The organism is Mesorhizobium sp. P2_H9, from assembly GCF_056403215.1.
This window is the reverse complement of the sequence record NZ_JBFUFX010000004.1, coordinates 127,432-151,549: the sequence shown is the minus strand read 5'-3', so window position 1 is coordinate 151,549 and position 24,118 is coordinate 127,432. Positions and strand designations below refer to the sequence as shown.

Here is a 24,118-nt window from a genome sequence, read left to right as displayed (position 1 = left end):
ACCGAGACGTCCTCTGCTGCAGCGATGGTGCGGATTCCCTAGAGAAATCCGGCATGCAGTCTATGTATTGCGACTAGCGGCGGCCGTGCAAGTCTTGCCCCTGCGGCAGAACCGGAAAGATTTGCCGCCGAAATCTTTCCGGCGACGGGGCCTTCGAGGCCTGCTTCCCGTCATGCGGGCGACAGGGCCGGGCCTGTGGATGATTGTATTCGCGGGACTGGCGATCAATAAAAAAATGCGGTCGTTAACAATCCTGTGATTAGCAGGTTTTGCTATTTTTTTCTGAAATTGAACAAAACAAGAGAATCATTTTCTGCTTACGGTGGGGTAGGCAAACAGGGAGTTCCAAAGCCGGGAAAACGGTGCTTATATGCGCCCTTCGCGAGCCTGCTAGAGGGGCTTGGCAGAACATCAGGGAGTGCTCAATGAAAAAGAAACTGACTTTTGCAGCCGCGTTGCTGGCTGCAAGCGTCCTCGGCGGCGTGGCCAGCGCAAAGACGCTGGTTTACTGTTCGGAGGCATCGCCGGCCAATTTCGATCCGGGTACCACGACTGGCGGCAATGATTTCGACGCCTCGTCGCGTACCGTCTATTCGCGGCTGGTCGAGTTCAAGCATGGCGGCACCGAGGTCGAGCCCGGCCTCGCCGACAAGTGGGAAATCTCGGACGACGGCCTGGTCTATACCTTCCACCTGCATCCGGGCGTGAAGTTCCAGACCACCGAGTATTTCAAGCCGACGCGCGACCTCAATGCGGACGACGTAGTCTTCTCCTTTGACCGCCAGTTCAACAAGGAAAATCCCTGGAACGGCGACAAGTATCTGCCGAACCTGACCTGGGACTACTACACCGGCATGGACATGCCGAAATACGTCGCCAAGTGGGAAAAGGTCGATGACCTGACCGTGAAGCTGACGCTGACCGAGCCGAACGCGCCGATGCTGGCCAATCTCGGCATGGACTTCGCCTCGATCGTCTCGAAGGAATATGCCGACCAGCTTCAGAAGGACGGCAAGATGGCCGACTTCTCGACCAAGCCGATCGGCACCGGTCCGTTCCAGTTCGTCGACTACCAGCTGGATTCGGTCATCCGCTATGCGGCTCACCCGGACTACTTCAAGGGCAAGGAAAAGATCGACGATCTCGTCTTCGCCATCACGCCTGACGCGACCGCCCGTATCCAGAAGGTCCTGGCCGGCGAGTGCGACATCGCTCCTTATCCGAATCCTGCCGACATCGGCACGATCAAGGCCAACGCCGACGTGACCCTGATGGATCAGGCCGGCCTGAACATCGGCTATATGAGCTACAACACGACCATCCCGCCGCTCGACAAGCCTGAGGTGCGCCATGCGCTCAACCAGGCGATCGACCGGGAATCGCTGATCAAGTCGCTGTTCCAGGATGCCGGCGCCACGCCGGCCGTAAACCTGATTCCGCCGACGATGTGGTCGTGGAACAAGGACGTGAAGTCCGACGCCTATGATCCGGAAGCGGCCAAGAAGGTGCTGGCCGATGCCGGTCTCACGGAAATCCAGCTTTGGGCTTCCGACCGCGTTCGTCCCTACAACCCGAACTTCCAGCGTGCCGCCGAACTGATCCAGGCCGACTGGGCCAAGGTCGGAGTCAAGGCTGAGATCGTCAACTACGAGTGGACCAAGTATCGCTCGGAGGGCAAGAAGAAGGATCGTCCAGGCGCCTTCCAGATCGGCTGGACCGGCGACAATGGCGATCCGGACAACTTCTTCGCCACGCTGTTCGCCTGCTCGGCCATCGGCGTGTCGAACTACTCGAGCTGGTGCGACAAGGACTTCGAGGACCTGATCCAGAAGGCCAAGAAGACCAGCGACCAGGCTGAACGCACCAAGCTTTACGAGCAGGCTCAGGTGGTCTTCCAGAAGCAGGCGCCGGCCTTCCTTCTGGCACACAGCCAAGTCTACTCGGTCGTGCGCAAGAATGTCAGCGGCTACATGATGGATCCGCTCGGCATTCACCGCTTCGACGGCGTCGACAAAGCCGAATAAGATATTAGAGTGGGGCGGCGCGATAAAGCGCCGCCCCCTTCATCATGCTCAAATATATCCTCAACAGAATAGCACTTTTGATTCCGACGCTTATCGGCATCACCATCTGTGCTTTTGCTTTCGTCAGGCTGCTGCCTGGCGATCCCATCCTTGCCATGGCCGGCGAGCATGGCGTGTCGGCTGAGCGTTACGCCGAGCTCAAGGAACAGTTCGGCTACAATTTGCCGATCTGGCAGCAATACGCACGCTATGTCGGCGAAGTCCTGACAGGCGATTTCGGCGTTGCGATCTCCTCCAAGCGCCCGGTTCTCGAAGAGTTCAGAACCCTGTTTCCGGCAACGCTGGAACTGTCGTTCTTCGCCATGATTTTTGCCATGGCGCTGGGCATTCCGGCCGGCATATTCGCGGCGGTCAAGCGCGGCTCCTGGTTCGATCAGTCGCTGATGGGCACCGCACTCGTCGGCTATTCCATGCCGATCTTCTGGTGGGGCCTGCTGCTGATCATCTTTTTCTCCGGCTATCTCGGCTGGACGCCGGTTTCGGGCCGCATCGGCCTGCAGTACTTCTTCAAGCCGATCACCGGCTTCATGACCATCGACACATTGCTCTACGGCAAATGGGACGCGTTCCGCTCGGCATTGAGCCATCTGGTGCTGCCGACAATTGCGCTCGGCACCATCCCGCTGGCGGTGATCGCTCGCCAGACGCGCTCGGCCATGCTTGAAGTGTTGGGCGAGGACTATGTGCGGACCGCCCGTGCCAAGGGGCTGTCGTCGTCCCGCGTCATCGGCGTGCACGCGCTGCGCAATGCATTGATCCCGGTGGTCACCACCATCGGCCTGCAGGTCAGCACCCTGCTCGCCGGCGCCATCCTCACCGAAACCATCTTTGCCTGGCCGGGCATCGGCAAGTGGATGGTCGACTCCATCGGCAAGCGCGACTATGTGGTGGTGCAATCAGGCTTGCTCTTGATCGCCCTTATTGTCATGGCCGTGAACCTGATCGTCGACGTGCTCTATGCCGTCATCAACCCGCGCATACGGGCATCTTGATGAGCCAGTCAACCGAAACCGCCCCGATGGCCGCCGGCAATCCGGATAGGCTGACCGGCTTCAGGACCTTCTGGCACTATTTCTCGGTGAACCGCGGCGCCGTCATCGGCCTGTTCGTCTTCATCCTGCTGGTGATGGCCGCGATCCTTGCGCCGGTGCTGGCGCCCTATGCGCCCGATGTCCAGGACAAGACCGCGTTTCTGAGGCCTCCGGCATGGGAGGCAGGCGGCAGCGCCGAATATCTGCTCGGCACCGACGCCGTCGGCCGCGACATGCTTTCCCGCCTGCTCTATGGTGCGCGCTTCTCGCTGCTGATCGGCGCCGTCGTCGTTACGCTTGCCCTGGTCGGCGGCATCACGCTCGGCCTGCTCGCCGGTTATTTCCGCGGCTGGGTCGACGTGGCGATCATGCGCGTCATGGATCTGATCCTGGCCTTTCCGTCGCTGCTGCTGGCACTGGTGCTGGTGACCATCCTGGGTCCCGGCCTGTTCAACGCCATGCTGGCGATCGCGCTGGTGCTGCAGCCGCATTTCGCCCGCCTGGTGCGCGCCGCGGTGATGGCCGAAAAGAGCCGCGAATATGTGGTCGCCGCCAAGGTTGCCGGCGCCGGCCACATTAGGCTGATGCTGCGCACCATCCTGCCCAATTGCCTCGCGCCGCTGATCGTCCAGGGCACGCTGTCCTTCTCCAACGCAATCCTCGAGGCGGCTGCGCTCGGCTTCCTCGGCCTTGGCGCCCAGCCGCCGACGCCGGAGTGGGGAACCATGCTTGCCACGGCGCGCGAATTCATCCTGCGCGCCTGGTGGGTGGTGACCTTCCCCGGCCTCGCCATCCTCATCACCGTGCTCGCCATCAATTTGATCGGCGACGGCCTGCGCGACGCACTCGATCCAAAACTCAGGAGATCGTGATGGCGCTGCTCGACATCCAGAACCTCGTCGTCGAATTCCAGACCGCGTCGGGCCCGTTCCGTGCGGTCGACGGTGTCTCGCTCCATGTCGAAGAGCGCGAGGTGCTCGCCATTGTCGGCGAATCCGGCTCCGGCAAGTCGGTGTCGATGCTGGCGGTGATGGGCCTGTTGCCGTGGACCGCAACGGTCACCGCCGACAAGATGAGCTTCAATGGCCGCGACCTCCTGAAGCTGAGTCCGGCCGAGCGCCGCAAGATCGTCGGCAAGGACATGTCGATGATCTTCCAGGAGCCGATGGCCAGCCTCAATCCGTGCTTCACGGTTGGCTTCCAGATTGAGGAAGTGCTGCGCTTCCATATGGGCATGGACGGTGCGCAACGCCGGGAGCGCGCCATCGAGCTTTTGACGCAAGTCGGCATTGCTGAGCCGGCGGAACGGCTGAACTCCTTCCCGCACCAGATGTCGGGCGGCCAGTGCCAGCGCGTGATGATCGCCATCGCCATCGCCTGCAATCCGAAGCTTTTGATCGCCGACGAGCCGACCACCGCACTCGACGTCACCATCCAGAAGCAGATCCTCGACCTGCTGGTCTCGCTGCAGGTCAAATACGGCATGGGCCTGATCATGATCACCCACAATATGGGCGTCGTCGCCGAGACCGCCGACCGTGTCATCGTTCAGTACAAGGGCCGCAAGATGGAAGAGGCCGACGTGCTGTCGCTGTTCGAGTCGCCAAAGAGCAACTACACGCGTGCGCTCCTGTCGGCCCTGCCGGACAACGCTGTCGGCGACCGTCTGCCGACTGTCTCAGACATGCTGTTCGAACCGGCCGCCGGAGTCGCCTGATGAGCATCAAGGTCGTCGAAGGCAAGGACATCAAGCGCGACTATCACGTCGGCGGCGGCCTGTTTCGCGGGCAGCGCACCGTGCATGCGGTCAAGGGCGTTTCCTTCAGTGTCGACAAGGGCAAGACGCTGGCCATTGTCGGCGAGAGCGGCTGCGGCAAGTCCACGCTGGCGCGCATCATCACGCTGATCGATCCGGCAACGTCGGGCGAGCTTTTCATCGACGGCAACAAGGTCGATATCGCCAGGAACGGCCTGACCAAGGAGATGCGCCGCAAGGTGCAGATCGTCTTCCAGAATCCATACGGGTCGCTTAATCCGCGCCAGAAGATCGGCGATGTGCTCGGCGAACCACTGCTCATCAACACCGACAAGCCGGCCGAAGAGCGGCGCGACCTGGCCATGAAGATGCTGAAGAAGGTCGGCCTCGGCACCGAGCACTACAACCGCTATCCGCACATGTTCTCGGGCGGCCAACGCCAGCGCATCGCCATTGCCCGCGCACTGATGCTGAACCCGAGCCTGCTGGTGCTGGACGAGCCGGTCTCGGCACTCGATCTGTCGGTACAGGCACAGGTGCTGAACCTGCTCGCCGACCTGCAGGACGAGTTCCAGCTGACCTATGTCTTCATCAGCCACGACCTGTCCGTGGTGCGCTACATCGCCGACGACGTGATGGTGATGTATTTCGGCGAGGCGGTCGAATACGGTTCGCGCGAAGAGGTCTTTGCCGACCCCAAGCACAACTACACCCGCACGCTGTTCGCCGCGACGCCGCGCGCCGACGTCGCCTCGATCAAGGCGAGACTGGCGAAGAAGGCGGCGGCCTGACCGGAAGGTCAGGCACGCCGCATTCCAGTCACGACAGCTTGGCGATGATGGCGCGCAGCGCCTCGCCGAAGCGCCTGATCTCGTCCACCGTGTTGTAGTGCACCAGCGAGGCGCGGATGGCGCCGCTGTCCATCGAGAGGTTGAGCCGTTTCATCAGCCGCGGCGCGTACATGTGGCCGTCGCGGATGCCGATCTGCATTTCGGCCATTTCCTCGACGATCCGCTGGGGCGAGAGTTTGCCGATGTTGAAGCAGAAGGTCGGCACCCGCTCGTTGATGCGGGCCTCGTCGGCGACGCCGTAGATGGTGGCGCCGCAATCCTTGAGCACGGCCAGCATCTCGCGCGCCAGCACCAGCTCGTAATCGCGGATGGCGCCCATGCCGGCGACGATGTTGTCGCGCCGCGAGCGGTTGTTGGATGGCGCAAGATTGCGGCCGATCAGTTCCAGATACTGCACGGCGGCATCCATGCCGGAGACGTTCTCGTAGATGAAGGTACCGGCCTCGACCTTGTAGGGCGGCTCGTCGGGGATGAAATCCTCGCGAAAGGTCGGCAGCCGCTTCAGTGTCTCGAAGCGACCCCACAGGAAGCCCATATGCGGCGAGAAGTTCTTGTAGCCGGAGCAGACGAGGTAATCGCAATCCCAGGCCTGCACGTCGATCAACCCGTGCGGGCCGTAATGCACGCAGTCGAGGAACACTTCGGCGCCGGCCGCGTGCGCGATCCTGGCCACTGACGCGACATCGACGATCGAGCCGATCGAGTGCGCCGTCACCGTGCAAGCGACAAGCCTTGTGCGGTCGGAGACCAGGTGCTTGAGGTCGTCGACATGCAGATTGCCGTCCTCACGCATGCGCCACCACTTGAACTTGGCGCCGGCGGACTCCAGCGCCAGCCATGTCGCGATGTTGGCGTCGTGGTCCATGTCGGTGATGACGATCTCGCGCTCCTGCAGCATCTGGCCGATGCCGAGGCTGACGAGACGGATGAAGGAGGTGGCGTTCATGCCGAAGCAGATTTCGGCCGGGCTGTAGGCGTTTATCAGCAGCGCTACGCTTTCCCGCGCATCGGCGACCGACTGGTCGACAGTGACGCTTCGGCCATAACGGCCGCCGCGCTGCACATTGTGCGCGACCAGATGGTTGGTCACCGCGTCGAGCACGCTTTGCGGGATCTGCGCGCCGGCGGCATTGTCCAGGAAGATGAAGTCGCCGGCCCGCTGCAACGCGGGGAACATGGCGCGGATGGCTTCGACGGGGAACGCGCCGGCGGCGTCGCTCGCATTGTCGGTCTGGTGCTTGTTCAAGGTCGTCTCCTGCGCAAGTGCTTTGCAGATGGAAATTGTGGCGAGGTCAGCGCGTCTTTTCGGTTTTGAAGCGGCGTTCCAGCAGGCTGACGAGGCGGACCATCGGCCAAAGGAAGATGAGATAGACCAGTGCCGCGCCGATCAGCGGCGAGGGATTGGCGTAGAGCGACTGCGCGTTGGTCGCTTCCTTCAAGAGTTCCGGCAGCGCCACGGTGGAAGCCAGCGAAGTGTCCTTGAACATCGAGACGCAGTTGCTGGTCATCGGTGGAATGACGACGCGGATCGCCTGCGGCAGCACCACCTTGCGCAAGGTCAGCAGGAACGGCAGTCCGAGCGCGTTTGCCGCCTCGAACTGGCCGATTGGAATGCTTTCGATGCCGGAGCGGAACACTTCGCTCGAATAGGCCGACATGATGATGGCAAACGCCGTCACCGCGGAGGTCCAGGACGACAGGCGTATGCCGAGGAAGGGCAGCGCATAATAGATCAGGATCAGCACGACCAGCACCGGCAACGCGCGAAAGATGTCGGTGTAGCCAATCGCCAGCCAGCGCAGCGGCTTTGGCGCATAGAGCCGCACCAGGCTGATCACCAGGCCGACGGGGATACCGATGCCGATGCTGAGCAGTCCGAGCAGCAGCGTGTTCAGGAAGCCGCGCAGCAACGCCGGCAGGCTGGACATGATGACATCGGGGTTGAAGAAGGTGTCCAGCAGCGACATGGGAGCATTCCCGAAACGGTTGGCGTCCCGCGACGCTAAAGCATGATCCCGGAAACCGAAATCGGTTTCCGGGGAGGGTCATGCGCGAAAATCGAAGGACGCCGTCAAATCGTGCCGGCCTGGAAAGCCGGCGCGGTTCAAACGAAAACTGCCGCTCAGCCCTTCGGCAGCGGCAGTTCCTTGACGGTCGAGGAATCGGCCGGTGCATCGCTGCCGAACCACTTCTTGTGTATCGCGGCGATCGTGCCGTCCTTCTTCATCGTGGTCAGCGCGTCGTTCAGCTTGCCGAGCAGCGGGTGGTCCTTGGTCATCATCAGGCCGTACTGTTCGCCGGTCTTGATGCGCTCCTTCACGGTGAGGTCCTTCATCTTGGTGAAGGAGTATTCCATGCCCGGAATGTCGCTGACGGCGGCGTCGACGCGGCCGGCGCTGAGATCGAGCAGCAGGTTCTGCTGCGTGTCGTAGCCCTTCACATCGCTGAACCCGTCGGCCGCCTGGTGCTCCTTGACCCAGGTCTCGCCGGTCGAGCCGGACAGCACGCCGATGATCTTGCCCTTGAGGTCGGCCTCGGTGTTGATCGCGCTGTCGGTCTTGGTGGCGATGCCCATGTCGGAATCATAATAGGGCTGGGTGAACGACTGCGACTTCAGCCGCTCCGGCGTGATGGTGATCGACGAGATGGCGACATCGATGCGCTTTGAGGTGGTGGCGGCAAACAGCGCCTGGAATCCGAGGTCGGCAATTTCCGTGGTCATGCCGACGCGCTTTGCCGCTTCGTTGACGATGTCGACTTCAAAACCCTCGAACGTGCCGCTCTCGTTCTTGTATTCGAAGGGCGGATTGGTCGGGTAGGCGCCGACATTGAGCACATCGGCCGCGAAGGCGGTGGCGGGGCCGGCAGCGATGCCGATCGTGGCCGCGAGAAGAAGCAGGTTACGACGAGTGAGGCTCATTTTTGTTCCCTCTGGTTGTTGATCGGGCGGGTTTGCTCCCGCACGGTTTTTTGCCGCCCCGCTTTTGGGCAGGGCGTCAATTCATGGCAGCGGTCATGCGGTCGAGCGCAGTCGCTAACTGGTCGCGGTCGCGGCAGACACACATGCGCAGGAAGGCCGTCGCCGAACTTCCGAACAGATGGCCGGGCGCCAGCCCGACGCGTGCCGTCTCCAGGATCTTGGCGCAGGCGCGGCGCGCGTCGTCTTCGCCTTCCATGGCAAAGAACGCATACATGCCGCCGCGCGGTTTTGTCGGCAGCACGATGCCCGGGATCTCAGCCAGCCTGTCATAGGCGAGGTCGAGACCGGTCTTGATCCGCTGCCTGACCTCCTCGACCAGCGGCTCGCCCTGGCGGATCGCCGCGACGGCACCGGCCTGGATGGGAGCGGCCGTGCCGCTGTTGATATACTGGCTCATGGCGCCGAGCTGGTCGGCGACACCGGAGGGATGCGTCAGCCAGCCGACGCGCCAGCCGGTCATCGCCCAGGCTTTCGAAAAGCTGTTGACTGAAAGCACCCGGTCGCCGTCCTCGGCGATCTGCAGCACGGACGGCGCCACGACGCCATCGAAATAGAGCCGGCCATAAACCTCGTCGGAGATGATCCAGATGCCGGTGCGCCGGCTGAAATCGAGCAGAGCCTGCATCTCCTCGCGCGATGCGGTCCAGCCGGTTGGATTGGAAGGCGTCGACAGGAAGATCGCCCGCGTGCGCGCATCGCAAGTCGCAAACAGCCGGTCGAGATCGAGCTTCCAGTCGCCCTTGAAATCGAGGGAAAACGGCCGCGGCTCGCCACCGATCAGGTGGATGGCGTTGTGGATGTTGGGCCATTGCGGCGCGACATAGACGACGTTGGTGCCGGTATCGACCAGCAGTTCAAGCGCCAGGTACAGCGCCTGCATGCCGCCCGGCGTCACCGTGGTGCGCGCGATCGGGATCGGCCTGCCGTGGAGGCGCGTCTGGTACTCCGACAGCGTTTCATTCAACGGGCCGTGGCCGCGCATGTTGGGAACATAGAAGGTCAGGCCCTCATCGAACGCCGCCTTGGCCGCGTCGCGGATGAAGGCCGGCGTCACCATGTCGCCTTCGCCGTACCAGAGCGCGATCACGTCGCCCAGTTCACGCGCGCGCACGGCAAGGTTGGCGATGTTTTCGGTGTGCAGGTCGCGAATTTGGGCGCGCACGCCATCGAAAGCGTAACGCGCGCTGGCCAGAGACGATGACTGGGGCAGCATGAACGACAAGGACTGAACCTCGCACCCTGAACGCCTCGACAGGACCGCCGGCAAGCCCGTCCGGCACGGCAGTCACGATCGATATTGAATGCTTATCCAAAGCGCCGGACTTTTCAAGGCAAAAGTTTTAAGCTTAAAAAGTTTTCGCTAGGCCAGCTCGTCGCGTGCCGCGGCATAGTTGGCGGCAGCGCCGGCGCCGAGAAACATCGTATCGCTGGCCAGGATGAAGAAGCTGGCGCCAATCGCTGCCCATTGGCCGACAGGCTGCGGGCTGGCGCAGAATATGCCGGCGGCCTTGCCGTGCGCGATCGTCACGCCGATGATCGTCCGGATCGCCGCGTTGAGCTTGTCGGCGCCCTTCGGGCCAATTGCATCGATCGAAACCGAGAGGTCGCCGGGACCGACGAAGATCACGTCGACGCCGTCCACGGCGGCAATTTCCTCGATGTTGGCAAGCCCTTCTGATGTCTCGACCTGCACCGCGACGACAGTCCTGGCATTGGCGGCAGCGAGATACTCGGGGATGCGGTAGCCATAGCCGGCGGCCCGGCCGGGTCCGACGCCTCGCTCGCCCGCAGGCGGATAGCGGGAGGCCTTCACCGCCGCCTGGGCCTGGGCGGCGGTCGAGATGCGCGGGATGAGCACGCCTTGCGCGCCGCTGTCGAGTGCCGCGGCGATCGCTTCCGGCTGGTGGCCAGGGACGCGCACCATGGCGGGCACGCCATGACTATCGGCCGCACGCACCATGTTCTCGATTGTGTCCCTGGAGATCTGCGCATGCTCCCAGTCGATGCAGAGGAAATCGAGACCGGCCAGCGCCATCACCTCCACCGCAACGGCGTGTGGTATGGCGGCGAACGAGCCGACGAGGTTTTGCTTGGCCGTGCATTTCTGGCGGAACTCGCTCATGCCGATCCCCTTTTTCATCCGGTCCAAATTCATAGCCGCAAACCACCGTCTGGCGAAGCTATTTCAGGCTTGAAATATTTTCCCATAGCCGTAGCGTGCGGTCTCCCGCCGCGAGTTTTCAGACATGATCAAAGCCCATCCCCTGCACGGTCCGAACAGGTTGAAGCTCGGCGTCTTTTCCACCAATGCCGATGGCGGCCTTGCCATTACCGATGTGCCGGAGCGCTGGACGGCGAGCTGGCAGGACAATCTGACCGCCGCCCGGATCGCCGACCGCGCCGGGCTGGAATTCATGCTGCCGATCGCGCGCTGGCGCGGTTTTGGCGGCCGCAACAAGGTGCGCGAATGGTCATTCGAGACCTTCACCTGGGCGGCGGCCCTCAGCATGGCGACCGAACAGATTGGCCTGTTCATGACCGTGCATGTGCCGCTGGTCCACCCGCTTTACGCCGCCAAGGCTTTGGCAACGGTCGATCACATCAGCCAGGGCCGCGCCGGGCTTAACATCGTCTGCGGCTGGAACCCGAAGGAGTTCGGCATGTTCGGTACGCCGCTGGTCGAGAGGGGCTACGATCAGGCCGCCGAATGGATCGAAATCCTCGAAAAACTTTACGCCTCGGATCAGCCCCTCGAATATGAAGGCACCTATTATCGCCTGAAAGAGGCGGTGAGCCGTCCGGCCAGTCTGCAGGCTCCACGCCCGGTGACCATGAATGCCGCTTTCGGCGGGCCGGGCCGGGATTTCGCCGCCGCCAAATGCGATTATCTGTTCACGACCTTTTCCGAAATGAGCGACGCCGGCAAGCACGTCGCCGACATCCAAGAACGGGCCGACAGATTGGGGCGCGACGTCGGTGTCTATACGGTGGCCCATGTCGTCTGCCGGGAAACCATGGAAGAGGCGCAGGCTTATTACACCCGCTATGCGGTCGATATGGCCGACCACGACGCGGTCGATGCGCATATGGCGGGTAAGAAGGAATTCTCGCAGTCGCACGACCCGCATGCCTATGACCGCTACCGGCAGCGTTTTGCCGGCGGCGCCGGCACTTACCCTCTGGTCGGGACGCCGGAAACGATCGCGGCCGATATGGTTGCCATTGCCGGGCATGGCTACCAGGGCATCGCGCTGTCCTTCGTCAACTACACGCAGGAACTGCCCTATTTCTGCGACCGCGTGCTGCCTCTTTTGGAGCAGGCGGGCCTTCGCGGATAACCACTCCGGATACCCAAAGGTTATTCCGGAATGACCGCGGTCGCCTGGATCTCGACCTTGGCGCGATCCTCGACCAGCGCCATCACCTGCATGGCGGCCATGGCCGGAAAATGCCGTCCGATCACCTCGCGATAGGCCTCGCCAACGCCTTTGAGGTTGGCCAGATATTCGGCCTTGTCGGTAAAATACCAGGTCATCGAGGTGATGTGCTGTGGCTCGGCGCCGGCCTCGGCCAGCACGGCGACGATGTTTTCAAGTGTCTGCCGCACCTGGCCGGCGAAATCATCGGTCTCGAACTGGCATTGCCCGTTCCAGCCGACCTGCCCGCCGACGAAGACCAGCCGTCCACGCGCTGCGACGCCGTTGGCGTAGCCGACAGGTTTCGCCCAGCCTTCCGGCTGCAGGATGGTGTGCATGTCTGGCCTCCCGATATTCAATTTGCTTCTCAAATGTCCGGTTCGAAAACGGTCTCGTCTAAATCTTCTGAGCTGCCTCAGGCCGCGCCCATCACTTGTCGCGCGATCACCACCTTCTGCACGTCCGACGCACCCTCATAGATGCGCAGCGCGCGGATCTCGCGATACAGGCTTTCGACGATATGACCTTTGCGAACGCCGTCGCCGCCATGCAACTGCACGGCCTTGTCGATCACCTCTTGCGCGCGGTCTGTCGCGTATAGTTTCGCCATGGCGGCCTCGCGCGTCACCCGCGGTGCCCCCATATCCTTGGTCCAGGCGGCGCGGTAGACCAGCAAAGCGGCAGCGTCGACATCCAGCGCCATGTCGGCGATATGGCCTTGCACCATCTGCAACTCAGCCATCGGCGCGCCGAACAATTCGCGCTCGGCCACCCTGGCGATGCTTTCATCCAGCGCCCGGCGGGCAAAGCCCAGGGCGGCGGCACCCACCGTCGAGCGGAACACGTCGAGCACCGACATGGCGATGCGAAAGCCATCGCCCGGTCTGCCGATCAGCGCCGAGGCCGGAACGCGAACGTTGTCGAACGACAGGCGCGCCAGCGGATGCGGCGCGATCACCTCGATGCGTTCGGCGATGCTCAACCCCTTGGTTTCCGCCGGCACGATGAAAGCGGAAAGCCCCTTGGCGCCGGGCGCCTCGCCGGTACGGGCGAAAACGATGTAGAGATCGGCGATGCCGCCATTGGAGATCCAGGTCTTTTCGCCGGACAGAGTATAGCTGTCGCCGTCGCGGACAGCTGCCATCTCCATATTGGCGACATCCGATCCCGAGCGTGGTTCCGACAAGGCAAAGGCGGAAATCGCCTTGCCGGCGCGCGTTTTCGCCAGCCATTGCTGCTGCTGCGGTGTGCCGAACAGGCTGAGCGCGCCGGTGCCCAGCCCTTGCATGGCGAAGGCGAAGTCGGCGAGCCCGTCATGCCGGGCCAGCGTCTCGCGCGTGATGCACAGCGCACGCACGTCGAGTGGCCCAAGGTTTTCCGTGTCGATCGCCGTCGGTTTCAGCCAGCCGTCTCGGCCCAGCTTCGCCACCAGCTCGCGACAAGCGGCATCGACATCATGATGATCGACCGGCAGGTTCTTGGCGCACCAGGCGTCCAGCCGCTCGGCCAGCGCGCGATGGCGGTCCTCGAAGAACGGCCAGTTGAGGAAACTCTTGTCGGCCATCAATTGCCCTCGAACACAGGTTTTCCCTTGGCGACGAAGGCCTTGTAGGCGCGCTCGAAATCGCGCGTCTGCATGCAGATCGCTTGCGCTTGCGCTTCCGCTTCGATCGCCTGGTCGAGCCCCATCGACCATTCCTGGTTCAGCTGCGTCTTGGTGATGCCGTGGGCGAAGGTCGGACCCGACACGATGCGCGCCGCCATATCGAGCGCGTCGGCTTCGAGTGCCACGGCATCGACCAGCCGATTGTAGAACCCCCAGCGCTCGCCTTCCGCCGCGCTCATTGTGCGCCCGGTGTAGAGCAGTTCGGCGGCGCGGCCCTGGCCGATGATGCGCGGCAGGATCGCGCAGGCGCCCATATCGCAGCCGGCAAGGCCGACGCGGGTGAACAGGAACGCGGTCTTCGCCTCCGGCGTGGCGATGCGAATGTCGGACGCCATGGCGATGATGGCGCCGGCGCCGACCGCCACACCGTCTACCGCCGAAATAATCGGCTTGCCGCAGTTCAGCATCGCCTTGACGAAATCGCCGGTCATGCGGGTAAAGGCGAGCAGCTCCTTCATGTCCATCTTGACCAGCGGCCCGATAATGTCGTGCACATCCCCGCCGGAGCAGAAATTGCCGCCATTGGACAGGAACACCACGGCATCGACATCGTCGGCATAGACGAGGTCGCGAAAAGTGTCGCGCAATTCGGCATAGCTCTCGAAGGTCAGCGGGTTCTTGCGCTCCGGCCGGTCGAGCCGGACCTTTGCGATCTTGCCTTCGACCTGCCAGAGGAAATGCTTCGGCTTGCGGCCGGCCATCTCGGTCATTCCCTGCCCTCCCAATTGCTGCGGAACGAGGTCAGCATGCCGGTCAGCCTGCGTGCTTCGTCCTCGCTGACATTACCCAGCAGCTCGGCGATCCATGTCTCATGCGCGGCGGCGATGATGCCGAAGGTCTTGGAGCCTTCCTCGGTCAAGCGCACCATCGAGGTGCGGCGGTCGCCATTGCGGCGCGCGCGGGCGACAAGTCCCTCCGAGACGAGACGGTCGACGATGCCGGTGACATTGCCATTGGACACCAGCAGGAAGCGCGACAGGTCGCTCATCAGCATGCCTTCCGGCACGCGGTAGAGCGCCGCCATCACGTCGAAGCGCGGCAGCGTCGTGTTGAATTCTTTTTTCAGGCGCTCGCGCAGTTCGGCTTCGATGGTGCGGGATGCCCGCAGCAGCCTTATCCACAGCCGCAGCCGGTCCTTGCCGTGTCCTGAAGGGGTGGGCAGGGGACCTGCTACCATGTCTCGCCTCCTGAAATCGAGATCGTCTGCCCGGTGATCGAGCGGGCGGCATCGCCGCACAGCCAAAGCACCGCGGCGGCGACTTCCTCCGGCTGGATGAAGCGGCCTTGCGGATTGGTCGAGGCGAGGCTCGTCCGTGCGTCCTCGACCGAGCGGCCGGTCTTGTCGATGATGCGCTGGACGGATGCCTCCAGCATGTCGGTTTCGACGAAGCCCGGGCAAACGGCGTTGACGGTCACCCCGGTTTTGACGGTCTCGGCGGCAAGCGCCCGCATCAGCCCGACGACGCCGTGCTTGGCGGCAACGTATGCTGCGACATACGGATAACCTTTCAGCCCGGCGGTGGAGGCGACGAAGACGATGCGGCCCGCCTTGCGCGCGGCCATGCCGGCCAACGCCGGCTTCACCGTCAGGAACGCACCGGTGAGATTGACGTCGAGCGTGCGCTGCCAGTCGCTGAGCGCGGTTCTGTGCGCCGGTGCGCTGCCGGACATACCGGCATTGGCGACGACGATGTCGAATGGTCCGCGTGCGGCTTCCGCCTGGCTGTAGAGCGACGCCATCGAGGCTTCGTCGGTGACGTCTGCGGCGATGCCGAAGATACGGCTGCTTTCCTTGGCCACCTTGGCGAGCTCCGCCTCGCGCCGGCCGCAGATGGTCACGTCGATGCCGGCGCCGGCCAGCGCCAATGCGATCGCCCGGCCAACGCCGGAGCCGCCGCCGGTGACCAGCGCATGCCTGCCAGCGATGGCTGCGGCGCCGCTCATACTTTCAACCCCGCAGCCGCATCGCGTTCGGCCAGCCGGTAGATCTGGTCGCGGCCTGGCAAATAGGGATCCGGCCATTTGACGCCGCGGTCGCCGAGCGTGACGGCGGCATGCAGCGTCCAGTAGGGATCGGCGAGATGCGGTCGTGCCAGCGCCACTAGGTCGGCGCGGCCGGCCATCAGAATCGAATTGACGTGGTCGGGTTCGTAGATGTTGCCGACCGCCATCGTCGCCATGCCGACCTCATTGCGGATGCGGTCGGAAAACGGCGTCTGGAACATGCGGCCATAGATAGGCTTTGCCAGCGCCGATGTCTGGCCGGCTGAGACGTCGCAAATGTCGACGCCGGCCTCATGCAACAGCCGTGCGATCTCGACCGCGTCGGCAGGCGTCACGCCTTCGATGCCGACCCAGTCATTGGCCGAGATGCGCATCGAGATCGGCTTTTCCGAGGGCCACACGGCGCGCACCGCATGGAAGATCTCCAGCGGATAACGCATGCGGTTTTCCAGCGAACCGCCATAGGCGTCGGTGCGTCGGTTGGTGACCGGTGTGATGAAGGACGACAGCAGATAGCCGTGTGCGGCATGGATTTCGAGCATGTCGAAGCCGCCACGCTCGGCCATCTCGGCCGAGGCTACGAACTGGTCTCGCACGCGGTCCATGTCGGCGCGGTCCATCGCCTTCGGCACCTGGTTCTCAGGCGACCAGGCGACAGCCGATGCCGCCATCACCGGCCAGTTGCCGGACGGCAGCGGCACGTCGGTGCCTAACCAGCCGAGCCGGGTCGAGCCCTTGGCGCCGGAATGGCCGATCTGGGCGCAGATCTTCGCCTCTGTCTCGGTGTGGACGAAATCGACCAGCCGCTTCCACGCGACTTCATGCTCTGGTGCGTAGAATCCGGGGCAGCCAGGCGTGATCCGACCTTCCGGGCTGACGCAGGTCATCTCGATATAGAGCAGGCCGGCGCCGCCCTTGGCACGCTCGGCATAGTGGGCGAAATGCCAGTCGGTCGGACAGCCGTCGACGGCCTTGTACTGCGCCATCGGCGAGACGACGATGCGGTTGCTGAGCGCCATGTCGCGCAGCTTGAACGGCGCGAACATCGGCGCGCGGCGCAAGCTGTTGCCGCCGGCGCCGGCCTGGCGCTGGAACCATTCTTCGGCGCCGGCCAGCCATTCCGCATCGCGCAGCCGCAAATTCTCGTGGCTGATTCGTTGTGACCGCGTCAGCAGCGAGTAATTGAACTGGACCGGATCGAGGCCGAGATAGCGCTCGACTTCCTCGAACCATTCGAGCGAATTGCGCGCCGCCGACTGCAGCTTCAGCACCTCGGTGCGGCGCGCATCCTCATATTTACGAAACGCCGCTTCGAGGTCGGGCTCGGACTCGACATAGTCTGCCAGCGCCACAGCACTTTCCAGCGCCAGCTTGGTGCCGGAGCCGATCGAGAAATGCGCCGATGCCGCCGCATCGCCCATCAGCGCCAGGTTCTGATAGGACCAGCGCTCGCACAGCACGCGCGGGAAATTGATCCAGGCCGAACCCCTTATGTGGTTGGCATTGGTCATCAGCGCGTGGCCGCCAAGGTGCTTGGCGAAGATGCGCTCGCAGACGGCGATCGATTCCTGCTGCGACATCGAACCGAAGCCGAAACCAGCCCAGGTCTGTTCGCTGCATTCGACGATGAAGGTCGCGGTATCGCTGTCGAACTGGTAGGCGTGCGCCCACACCCAGCCATGCTCCGTCTTCTCGAAGATAAAGGTGAAGGCGTCGTCGAATTTCTGCTCGGTGCCCAGCCAGACGAACTTGCATTTGCGGGTGTCGATGTCGGGCTTGAACACGTCGACGAAAGTGTTGCGGGCTCTCGAGTTCAGCCCGTCGGCGGCAACGACGAGATCGTACGTTTCCATATAAGGCTTGGGATCGGCGATGTCGGTCTCGAAGTTGAGTTTGACGCCGAGTTCGCGCGCCCGCCTTTGCAGCAGGACGAGCAGCCGCTTGCGGCCGATGCCGCAGAAACCATGGCCGGTCGAGACGGTGCGCACACCGTCATGGATGACGGCGATGTCGTCCCAATAGGCGAAGTGCTTCTTGATCCAGACAGCACTGACCGGATCGTTCCGGGTCAGATTGTCGAGCGTCTCGGCCGACAGCACGACGCCCCAGCCGAACGTGTCGTCGGCGCGATTGCGCTCGAACACCGTCACCTCGTGCGCGGCGTCCCTGAGTTTCATCGAGATGGCAAAGTAGAGGCCGGCAGGTCCACCGCCGAGAACCGCAACCTTCATGCCTGCGATCTCCCCTTCGCTTCCGGGTCGCCGGCAAGGCCGGCGATCTCGACTGGCAGTATTGTGCCGGACGGAAATTATTTCAAGCTTAAAGGTTCATGTTGAGACGATTTGCTTCGGGGGCCTATCGCGTGCTTGCGGATGGTTGCGCAAGCACGCCCTGCCGGGTCACTTTTCCGGGTTTTTTGGGCTCCACAGCACGGTCTCGGCGCCTTTTTCGTAGGCCATCCCTGTGGGATAGCTGATGGCTTCCAGCTGAAGGCCCCACGGCGCCTGGAAATAGAGGATGGTCTGGCCGGCGGCCGGGCCCTCCTTGACCGGGAGCGGACCCAACCGGGTCTTCACGCCCTTGCCGTCGAGATAGGCTTTCGCGGCGGCGACATCGTCGACATAAAGCGCGATGTGGAAGCCGCCAATGTCGCTGTTCTTCGGCGTCAAATCCTTCTGGTCGGGTGCGGTGTATTTGAACAGTTCGATGTTCGAGCCATAGCCGCAGCGGACCAGGGTGATCTCCTCGATCACCGCCTTGGGGTCGACGCCGAGCAGGTCCTGCATGAAGGTGCCCTTGTCGTCGGCGAACGGGCCGAACGACATCGCCTTTTTGCAGCCGACCACTTCGGTGAAGAAATCGACCGCCTGCTTCATGTCGGGCACGGTGACGCCGGTGTGGTCGTGGCCGCGCATGCCGGGGATGGAATCGGCGGAAGCAGCACCCATGGTTCCCAGAACGGCAACCGCAAATGTTGCGGTCAGGATTGCACTCTTCATGTCAGTCATCCTCCATCGCGGGACACTTGCCGGGCGCACGCCAACGCCCGCTGTTCGGCGTGCGGATGGTTCATGCCGGTGGCTTTGCGGCGGGATGGATGTCCAGCCAGCCGGCATCGATTTCGGGAAGCGGAATGGCTGATATCAGGTCGCGCGTGTAGGCCTGCTGCGGATTGTCGAACAGAGCGTCCGTCGCGCTGGCCTCGACGATTACGCCTTCGCGCATGACGATCACCTGCTTGCACAGCCGCCGGATCACCGACAGGTCATGGCTGATGAAGGCGACGGTCAGGCCCATCTCGGCGGCGAGCTTTTCCAGCAGCGTCAGGATCTGCGCCTGGGTCGAGACGTCGAGGCCGGAGACGATCTCGTCGGCCAGCACGAATTTTGGCGACAATGCCAGGGCACGGGCAATGCCGACGCGCTGGCGCTGGCCGCCCGACAGTTCGTGGCGGTAGCGGCTGGCAAAGCTCTGCGGCAGGCCGACACGCAGCAAGGCCTCGGCGACACGGGTTTTGAGATTGTCGCCAAGGCCATTCTGCCTGAGCGGGGCGGCGATGATGCTGAAGATGGTGCGGCGGGGATTGAGCGACGACATCGGATCCTGAAAGATCATCTGCAGATTGCGGCGCAGCGGCCGAAGCTCCGCCTCCGGCAGGTGGGTGATGTCCAGGCCGTCGAAGCTGATGCTACCGGCGCTTGGCTCCAGCAGCCGCACCAGCGCGCGGCCGAGTGTCGATTTGCCGGAGCCGGATTCGCCGACGATGCCGGTCACCGAGCCCTTGGGCAGGTCGAAGTCGAGGCCCTTCAGGATCTCGGCCAGCGGCGCGCGGCCAATCAGCGGCTTGCGTGTCATGTCGGGCAGCGCCACCTTCAGCCCGCGCACGGAAAACAGCGGCTCAGCCATGCGGCCGCCTCCACGCCTGGTCGGCGGCAGCGATCTCGGCGGCGAGCCCCGCGAGTACCGCCTCGTCCACCGGTTTCAGCGAGGCGAACGGATCGGTGTAGCGCGGCGTCGCCGCCATCAGCGCCCGCGTGTAGGGATGTTCAGGGGCGGCGAAGAGATCAGCCGTCTCGGCCTCCTCCACCACCTTGCCGGCATAGAGCACCGACACCTTTTGGCTGATCTTGGCGACGACGCCGAGATCGTGGGTGACAAACAGGATCGCGGTGCCGTGCTCGCGCTGCAACTCGGCGATCAGCCGCAGGATTTGCTTTTGCACGGTGACATCCAGCGCCGTGGTCGGTTCGTCGGCGACGATCAGCCTTGGCTCGGCGGCAAAGGCGGCCGCGATCAGCACGCGCTGGCGCATGCCGCCGGAAAGCTCATGCGGATAGCATTTGAGCACACGGTCGGGATCGCGGATCTGCACCTGGTCCAGCAATTGCCGAATGCGTTGGTCGGCCCTTTCGCCACTCCAGCCGAGGATGCGCACCAGCCGGTCGGTCATCTGCGGGCCGATGCGGCGCGATGGGTTGAGCGCCGTCAGCGGGTCCTGCGGGATCAGCGCCGTGCGGGCGCCGATCAGCGTGCGCCGCGCCTTGGGCTGAAGTCTGCCGAGGTCTTCGCCTTCCAACAACATGTCGCCCTCGACGATGCGCACGCTTGGCGGCAAGACGCCGAGCACCGCCTTGCCGATCATGGTCTTGCCGGCGCCGCTCTCGCCGACCAGCGCGCGCACTTCGCCGGGTTGAACGGCGAGCGACACCGAGCGCAGCACGCGCTGGCCGTTCGGCAGCACCGCGCTGAGATTGCGGATATCGAGGCAAGCGGCACTCATCGCAGCACCGGATCGAAGCGTGCCTTCAGCCCCTCGCCGAACTGACTGAACGACAGCACCGTCAGGATCAGGGTGATGAGCGGAAACACCAGCACCCACCAGGCCTGATGGATCGACAGCCGGCCCTCGGCAATGATGCCGCCCCAGGTCGGATCGTCGGTCGAGATCGACAGGTTGACGAAGGACAGGATGGCCTCGACGATAACGGCGATGCCCATCTCCAGCGACAGAAGTGCGACGATCGACGGCACCACATTGGGCAGCACTTCGCGCAGCATGATGCCGACGCGGCCATAGCCGGCGATGCGGGCATTCTCGACATAGTCCATGCGCGACTGCCCCATGGTCTCGGCGCGGATCACCCGGCAGAAGCGCGTCCAGTCGATGACCGCGATGGCGATGATGACGGAGCTCAAGCCGGTGCCGAGCACCGCGACCAGAAGGATGGCGAACAGCACCGGCGGAAACGCCATCCAGACATCGACGATGCGCGAGATGATGCGGTCGGCCCAGCCGCCGAAATAGCCGGCGACCAGCCCGAGCGTCGAGCCGACCAGGCAGGCGGCGATGGCCGCGGCGAAGGCAACGATGAAGGCGATGCGGCCGCCGAAGATCAGACGCGATAGCAGATCGCGGCCAAGGCTGTCGGTGCCCAGCCAATAGCCGGGTTCCGCACCACTCAGCCAGAAGGGCGGCAGCCGCTCCAGCATCAGGTCCTGCGCCAGCGGATCCTGCGGCGCCACCAGCGGCGCCAGGATCGCGGCCAGCAGTGCCAAAAGCAGCCAGCCGCCGGCCAGCCACAGTTTTGCGCCCGAGCCATGTCTTGAGATGCGGCTATCATCCATGGCGCAGCCTCGGATTGAGCAGCGCATACATCATGTCGACGGCAAGGTTGATCAGCACGAACAGCAGCGCAAAGACCAGCACGATGCCCTGGATCAGCGGCAGGTCGCGGTTGATGACGGCGTCGATCGCCATGTTGCCGAGACCCTCATAGGAAAACAGCCGTTCGACGATGACGGTGCCGCCGATGAGGAAGGTGAACTGCACGCCGACCAAGGTGAGCGTCGGCAGGGCGGCGTTCTTCAGCGCCTCGCGCAGGATGACCTGCGTTTCCGAAAACCCTTTCACCCGGGCCAGCACGACATAGTCGAGATCGAGCACTTCCTTCAGCGACTGTTTTAAGAGCTGCGCGATGATCGCGGCCAGCGGCAGCGCCAGCGCAATCGCCGGCATCAGCAGATGCGCCAGCAGATCTTTGGTCAGGTCGAAGCGCAGCCGCACGATGCTTTCGACGAGATAGAACTGGGTGACGAAGGGCAGGTCGAGTTGCGGCGACACCCGCCCGGAAATGTCGAACACCGGCACCAGCACGCCAAAGAGAAGAATGAGCACCAGGCCCCACAGGAAATCCGGAATGGACAGTGCCGCACCGCTGGCGATGTCGATGCCGGCTTCCACCGCGGTGCCGCGTTCGCGCGCGCCGAGGATCGCCGTCGTGCCGCCGATCGCCACCGCCATCAGCAGCGCGACGATGGCGAGTTCCAGCGTTGCCGGCAACCGGTTGAAGACCAGTCCCAGCACGTCCTGACGCAGCGAAATCGAGGTGCCGAAATCGCCCCTGACCACGCCCGAGAGCCAGATGAAGAACTGTTGCACGATGGTCTTGTCGAGCCCGTAGAGCGCGCGCAGCCGGGCGATATCCTCCTGGGTCGCGCCGGGCGGCAGCATCATCGCAATCGGGTCGCCGGGCGCGACGCGAATGACGACGAAGACCACGACCGCGACGCCGAACAGCGTGATCGCCATCGTCACAAGACGGATCAGAAATCTTTGCAGAAGCATGGTCGCCTGTAAGCCTGGCGGAAAGAGGCGCGCCACCGGTTGCGGTGGCGCGCACGCAGTCTATGCCGATGTCAGGCCGGGGTCATCAAGGCCGGCAACAGCGCGCCGGACACATGCTGCACGACGTTGACGCCCTTGGCATGCACGATCGGCTGCGCATACTGGATCAGCGGCAGCACATAGGCCTGCTCGGCGATGTACTTGTCGACCGCCTTCCAGCCGGCGATGCGCTTGGCCTCGTCCTTTTCGCCCCACAGCGGGTTGATCATGTCGATCAAATCCTGGCTGTCCCACACCGAATGCGGGCTGGGGCCATACATGGCAAAGCCGGTCGACGTCGTCGGATCGCCGATGGCATTGCCCCAATTGTAGAAAGCGGCCGGCGCCAGCTTGTCGGCGGCCCGCAGCTCGTAGTGCTTGGCGATCTCATAAACCTCGATCGTCGCCTCGATGCCGACCTTGCGCCACATGCCGACGATCGCCTGGATCATCTCGTAATCCTTGGGCTTGAAGCCCTTGGTCGTCTGTATGGTGAATTTTACCGGCTTCTCCGGCGAATAGCCGGAGGCGGCCAAAAGCTCCTTGGCCTTTTCCGGATTGTGCTCGACCTTGATCGACGGGTCGAAGGCCGTGTATTCCGGCGTTTCCAGCGTATCGATGGGTTGGCCGTAGCCGTGCAGCAGGCGCTCGACGAGCAGCTTCTTGTCGACCGCCATCACTGCCGCCTGGCGGACGTTCTTGTCCAGCATCGCCTCGATATCGTTGAAGAAGATCATGCCGATGTCGGACACGTTCTTGCACGAGCCGGCCAGCCCGTCCTTGGCGATCAGCCGGTCATACTCCTCATAGGGGACTTCGAGCGTCACCTGCGAGGAGCCCGACTCGATCTCGGCGACGCGACTTGCCGCATCGGTGACGAACTTGATCGTCACGTTCTCGAAGGCCGGCTTGTCGCCCCAATAGTTCGGGTTGGCCTTCAGCCGCAGGAAGGCGTTGCGCTCGAACTTGTCCACCATATAGGGGCCGGTGCCGATCGGCGCCTTCTCGAAACCCTCGGCGCCGACCTTCTCGTAATAGGCTTTTGGCATGACGTAGCCGGTCAGGAACGACATCCACTTGAAATACACCGGGTCGAACTGCACCACGTCGCCAGTGATCTTGTTGCCGTCGATCTTGAAGTTGGTGACGTTCTTCCAGACGAACTGGATCGGGTTGCCGGTCTTCTCGTCGCCCGCCCGCTGCAGCGACCACACCACGTCCTCTGCGGTGAACGGCGAGCCGTCATGCCAGGTCACGCCCTCGCGCACCGTCATCGTGATCTTGCTGCGGTCGTCGTTCCAGCCCCATTCGGTGATGAGGCCCGGCGCAAACGAAAGGTCCGGCTTCTGCGGAATGAACTGGTCGAACACCGATTGGTAGAGACCCTGGATCGTCGGGTTGACCGCCGAAGGTCCAGTCGTCGGATCCCAGGACGGCAGGTTGACATTGTAGGCGATGGTCAGTTCGCCGGCTGCCTTGGCGATCTGCGGCAGGCCGATGGCGGCCGCACCAAGCGCTGCGGCACTGTATCCGAGCAATTCGCGTCTGTTGATTGTCATGGTCGTTCCCCTGTTTGGTTTTCTTTGCACGGCGTCTCTGTCTAATCAGTGGGTTCAGGCTCCTTGGGCAACCGCGCCTTGCCTCTCCTTCACCCTGGAAAAATCGT

Annotated in this window: 23 protein-coding genes; 6 read left to right on the top strand and 17 right to left on the bottom strand. The window is 63.3% G+C overall.

Features of this window, described 5'->3' with window-relative positions; all coding sequences use genetic code 11:
- The first annotated feature begins 425 nt into the window (after positions 1–425).
- From AC1DXN_RS09005 to AC1DXN_RS08985, 5 genes are read left to right on the top strand one after another with little or no spacing between them, the layout of a single operon-like run.
- The gene (locus tag AC1DXN_RS09005) at positions 426–2,024 is read left to right on the top strand and encodes an ABC transporter substrate-binding protein (RefSeq protein ID WP_477421526.1); all 1,599 of its coding nucleotides are present in this window, start codon (positions 426–428) and stop codon (positions 2,022–2,024) included.
- Positions 2,025–2,068: 44 nt separating this feature from the next.
- Positions 2,069–3,076 carry an ABC transporter permease subunit gene (locus tag AC1DXN_RS09000; protein ID WP_477275578.1) on the top strand — a complete coding sequence of 336 codons (1,008 nt, stop codon included), beginning with the start codon at positions 2,069–2,071 and terminating at the stop codon, positions 3,074–3,076.
- 26 nt (positions 3,077–3,102) lie between these two features.
- Positions 3,103–3,987, top strand: a complete 885-nt coding sequence (locus AC1DXN_RS08995; RefSeq protein ID WP_477275937.1) for an ABC transporter permease subunit — start codon at positions 3,103–3,105, stop codon at positions 3,985–3,987.
- On the top strand, positions 3,987–4,832 hold the full coding sequence (locus AC1DXN_RS08990) for an ABC transporter ATP-binding protein (protein WP_477275576.1): 846 nt from the start codon (positions 3,987–3,989) through the stop codon (positions 4,830–4,832). The genes AC1DXN_RS08995 and AC1DXN_RS08990 overlap by 1 nt, the downstream gene beginning before the upstream one ends.
- Positions 4,832–5,662, top strand: coding sequence for a dipeptide ABC transporter ATP-binding protein (locus AC1DXN_RS08985; RefSeq protein WP_477275574.1), 831 nt, complete (start codon positions 4,832–4,834; stop codon positions 5,660–5,662). The genes AC1DXN_RS08990 and AC1DXN_RS08985 overlap by 1 nt, the downstream gene beginning before the upstream one ends.
- 28 nt (positions 5,663–5,690) lie before the next feature.
- Here AC1DXN_RS08985 and AC1DXN_RS08980 read toward each other — a convergent pair whose 3' ends face one another.
- From AC1DXN_RS08980 to AC1DXN_RS08960, 5 genes are all read right to left on the bottom strand, one after another.
- A complete protein-coding gene (locus AC1DXN_RS08980) occupies positions 5,691–6,968 on the bottom strand; it encodes a cysteine desulfurase-like protein (RefSeq protein ID WP_477275572.1) in 1,278 nt (425 codons plus the stop codon).
- A gap of 46 nt (positions 6,969–7,014) precedes the next feature.
- Complete coding sequence (locus AC1DXN_RS08975; RefSeq protein WP_477241426.1) at positions 7,015–7,689, bottom strand: amino acid ABC transporter permease; 675 nt, start codon at positions 7,687–7,689, stop codon at positions 7,015–7,017.
- Between the two features lie 155 nt (positions 7,690–7,844).
- Entirely contained in the window at positions 7,845–8,642 is a 798-nt protein-coding gene (locus AC1DXN_RS08970) for an ABC transporter substrate-binding protein (protein ID WP_477241428.1), read from the bottom strand.
- 76 nt (positions 8,643–8,718) lie between these two features.
- Positions 8,719–9,915 carry a pyridoxal phosphate-dependent aminotransferase gene (locus AC1DXN_RS08965; protein WP_477275935.1) on the bottom strand — a complete coding sequence of 399 codons (1,197 nt, stop codon included), beginning with the start codon at positions 9,913–9,915 and terminating at the stop codon, positions 8,719–8,721.
- A gap of 147 nt (positions 9,916–10,062) precedes the next feature.
- Entirely contained in the window at positions 10,063–10,824 is a 762-nt protein-coding gene (locus AC1DXN_RS08960; RefSeq protein ID WP_477275570.1) for an HpcH/HpaI aldolase family protein, read from the bottom strand.
- A 124-nt stretch (positions 10,825–10,948) separates the two neighbouring features.
- Here AC1DXN_RS08960 and AC1DXN_RS08955 point away from each other — a divergent pair, with 124 nt between their 5' ends.
- Positions 10,949–12,040 (top strand): LLM class flavin-dependent oxidoreductase, encoded by a 1,092-nt coding sequence (locus AC1DXN_RS08955; protein WP_477275569.1) that lies wholly within the window; start codon positions 10,949–10,951, stop codon positions 12,038–12,040.
- 20 nt (positions 12,041–12,060) lie between these two features.
- On the opposite strand, the gene AC1DXN_RS08950 is transcribed toward AC1DXN_RS08955, so the two are convergent.
- From AC1DXN_RS08950 to AC1DXN_RS08895, 12 genes are all read right to left on the bottom strand, one after another.
- A complete protein-coding gene (locus AC1DXN_RS08950) occupies positions 12,061–12,456 on the bottom strand; it encodes a RidA family protein (protein WP_477241434.1) in 396 nt (131 codons plus the stop codon).
- A 77-nt stretch (positions 12,457–12,533) separates the two neighbouring features.
- The gene (locus tag AC1DXN_RS08945) at positions 12,534–13,682 is read right to left on the bottom strand and encodes an acyl-CoA dehydrogenase family protein (RefSeq protein ID WP_477275567.1); all 1,149 of its coding nucleotides are present in this window, start codon (positions 13,680–13,682) and stop codon (positions 12,534–12,536) included.
- A complete protein-coding gene (locus tag AC1DXN_RS08940) occupies positions 13,682–14,494 on the bottom strand; it encodes an enoyl-CoA hydratase family protein (RefSeq protein ID WP_477275565.1) in 813 nt (270 codons plus the stop codon). The genes AC1DXN_RS08945 and AC1DXN_RS08940 overlap by 1 nt, the downstream gene beginning before the upstream one ends.
- Positions 14,491–14,961: a MarR family winged helix-turn-helix transcriptional regulator gene (locus AC1DXN_RS08935; RefSeq protein ID WP_477275563.1), complete on the bottom strand. Its 471-nt coding sequence runs from the start codon at positions 14,959–14,961 to the stop codon at positions 14,491–14,493. Before AC1DXN_RS08935 ends, AC1DXN_RS08940 begins: the two co-directional genes overlap by 4 nt.
- A complete protein-coding gene (locus tag AC1DXN_RS08930; protein ID WP_477241442.1) occupies positions 14,955–15,728 on the bottom strand; it encodes an SDR family NAD(P)-dependent oxidoreductase in 774 nt (257 codons plus the stop codon). Before AC1DXN_RS08930 ends, AC1DXN_RS08935 begins: the two co-directional genes overlap by 7 nt.
- Positions 15,725–18,019 carry a bifunctional salicylyl-CoA 5-hydroxylase/oxidoreductase gene (locus AC1DXN_RS08925; RefSeq protein WP_477275561.1) on the bottom strand — a complete coding sequence of 765 codons (2,295 nt, stop codon included), beginning with the start codon at positions 18,017–18,019 and terminating at the stop codon, positions 15,725–15,727. Before AC1DXN_RS08925 ends, AC1DXN_RS08930 begins: the two co-directional genes overlap by 4 nt.
- A 168-nt stretch (positions 18,020–18,187) precedes the next feature.
- Positions 18,188–18,787, bottom strand: coding sequence for a VOC family protein (locus AC1DXN_RS08920; RefSeq protein ID WP_477275559.1), 600 nt, complete (start codon positions 18,785–18,787; stop codon positions 18,188–18,190).
- 70 nt (positions 18,788–18,857) lie between these two features.
- Positions 18,858–19,694: an ATP-binding cassette domain-containing protein gene (locus AC1DXN_RS08915; protein ID WP_477275557.1), complete on the bottom strand. Its 837-nt coding sequence runs from the start codon at positions 19,692–19,694 to the stop codon at positions 18,858–18,860.
- The gene (locus AC1DXN_RS08910) at positions 19,687–20,568 is read right to left on the bottom strand and encodes an ABC transporter ATP-binding protein (RefSeq protein WP_477275554.1); all 882 of its coding nucleotides are present in this window, start codon (positions 20,566–20,568) and stop codon (positions 19,687–19,689) included. The genes AC1DXN_RS08915 and AC1DXN_RS08910 overlap by 8 nt, the downstream gene beginning before the upstream one ends.
- Positions 20,565–21,413 (bottom strand): ABC transporter permease, encoded by an 849-nt coding sequence (locus AC1DXN_RS08905; protein WP_477275552.1) that lies wholly within the window; start codon positions 21,411–21,413, stop codon positions 20,565–20,567. The genes AC1DXN_RS08910 and AC1DXN_RS08905 overlap by 4 nt, the downstream gene beginning before the upstream one ends.
- On the bottom strand, positions 21,406–22,413 hold the full coding sequence (locus tag AC1DXN_RS08900) for an ABC transporter permease (RefSeq protein ID WP_477275550.1): 1,008 nt from the start codon (positions 22,411–22,413) through the stop codon (positions 21,406–21,408). The genes AC1DXN_RS08905 and AC1DXN_RS08900 overlap by 8 nt, the downstream gene beginning before the upstream one ends.
- Before the next feature lie 71 nt (positions 22,414–22,484).
- Positions 22,485–24,011 (bottom strand): ABC transporter substrate-binding protein, encoded by a 1,527-nt coding sequence (locus tag AC1DXN_RS08895; RefSeq protein ID WP_477275548.1) that lies wholly within the window; start codon positions 24,009–24,011, stop codon positions 22,485–22,487.
- Positions 24,012–24,118 lie beyond the last annotated feature (107 nt).

Bases quoted from the DNA above. Each gene is read 5' to 3' on its own strand.
- AC1DXN_RS09005 (WP_477421526.1), top strand. From the start codon at position 426: ATGAAAAAGAAACTGACTTTTGCAGCCGCGTTGCTGGCTGCAAGCGTC.
- AC1DXN_RS09000 (WP_477275578.1), top strand. From the start codon at position 2,069: ATGCTCAAATATATCCTCAACAGAATAGCACTTTTGATTCCGACGCTT.
- AC1DXN_RS08995 (WP_477275937.1), top strand. From the start codon at position 3,103: ATGGCCGCCGGCAATCCGGATAGGCTGACCGGCTTCAGGACCTTCTGG.
- AC1DXN_RS08990 (WP_477275576.1), top strand. From the start codon at position 3,987: ATGGCGCTGCTCGACATCCAGAACCTCGTCGTCGAATTCCAGACCGCG.
- AC1DXN_RS08985 (WP_477275574.1), top strand. From the start codon at position 4,832: ATGAGCATCAAGGTCGTCGAAGGCAAGGACATCAAGCGCGACTATCAC.
- AC1DXN_RS08975 (WP_477241426.1), bottom strand. From the start codon at position 7,689: ATGTCGCTGCTGGACACCTTCTTCAACCCCGATGTCATCATGTCCAGC.
- AC1DXN_RS08970 (WP_477241428.1), bottom strand. From the start codon at position 8,642: ATGAGCCTCACTCGTCGTAACCTGCTTCTTCTCGCGGCCACGATCGGC.
- AC1DXN_RS08965 (WP_477275935.1), bottom strand. From the start codon at position 9,915: ATGCTGCCCCAGTCATCGTCTCTGGCCAGCGCGCGTTACGCTTTCGAT.
- AC1DXN_RS08960 (WP_477275570.1), bottom strand. From the start codon at position 10,824: ATGAGCGAGTTCCGCCAGAAATGCACGGCCAAGCAAAACCTCGTCGGC.
- AC1DXN_RS08955 (WP_477275569.1), top strand. From the start codon at position 10,949: ATGATCAAAGCCCATCCCCTGCACGGTCCGAACAGGTTGAAGCTCGGC.
- AC1DXN_RS08950 (WP_477241434.1), bottom strand. From the start codon at position 12,456: ATGCACACCATCCTGCAGCCGGAAGGCTGGGCGAAACCTGTCGGCTAC.
- AC1DXN_RS08945 (WP_477275567.1), bottom strand. From the start codon at position 13,682: ATGGCCGACAAGAGTTTCCTCAACTGGCCGTTCTTCGAGGACCGCCAT.
- AC1DXN_RS08940 (WP_477275565.1), bottom strand. From the start codon at position 14,494: ATGACCGAGATGGCCGGCCGCAAGCCGAAGCATTTCCTCTGGCAGGTC.
- AC1DXN_RS08935 (WP_477275563.1), bottom strand. From the start codon at position 14,961: ATGGTAGCAGGTCCCCTGCCCACCCCTTCAGGACACGGCAAGGACCGG.
- AC1DXN_RS08930 (WP_477241442.1), bottom strand. From the start codon at position 15,728: ATGAGCGGCGCCGCAGCCATCGCTGGCAGGCATGCGCTGGTCACCGGC.
- AC1DXN_RS08925 (WP_477275561.1), bottom strand. From the start codon at position 18,019: ATGAAGGTTGCGGTTCTCGGCGGTGGACCTGCCGGCCTCTACTTTGCC.
- AC1DXN_RS08920 (WP_477275559.1), bottom strand. From the start codon at position 18,787: ATGAAGAGTGCAATCCTGACCGCAACATTTGCGGTTGCCGTTCTGGGA.
- AC1DXN_RS08915 (WP_477275557.1), bottom strand. From the start codon at position 19,694: ATGGCTGAGCCGCTGTTTTCCGTGCGCGGGCTGAAGGTGGCGCTGCCC.
- AC1DXN_RS08910 (WP_477275554.1), bottom strand. From the start codon at position 20,568: ATGAGTGCCGCTTGCCTCGATATCCGCAATCTCAGCGCGGTGCTGCCG.
- AC1DXN_RS08905 (WP_477275552.1), bottom strand. From the start codon at position 21,413: ATGGATGATAGCCGCATCTCAAGACATGGCTCGGGCGCAAAACTGTGG.
- AC1DXN_RS08900 (WP_477275550.1), bottom strand. From the start codon at position 22,413: ATGCTTCTGCAAAGATTTCTGATCCGTCTTGTGACGATGGCGATCACG.
- AC1DXN_RS08895 (WP_477275548.1), bottom strand. From the start codon at position 24,011: ATGACAATCAACAGACGCGAATTGCTCGGATACAGTGCCGCAGCGCTT.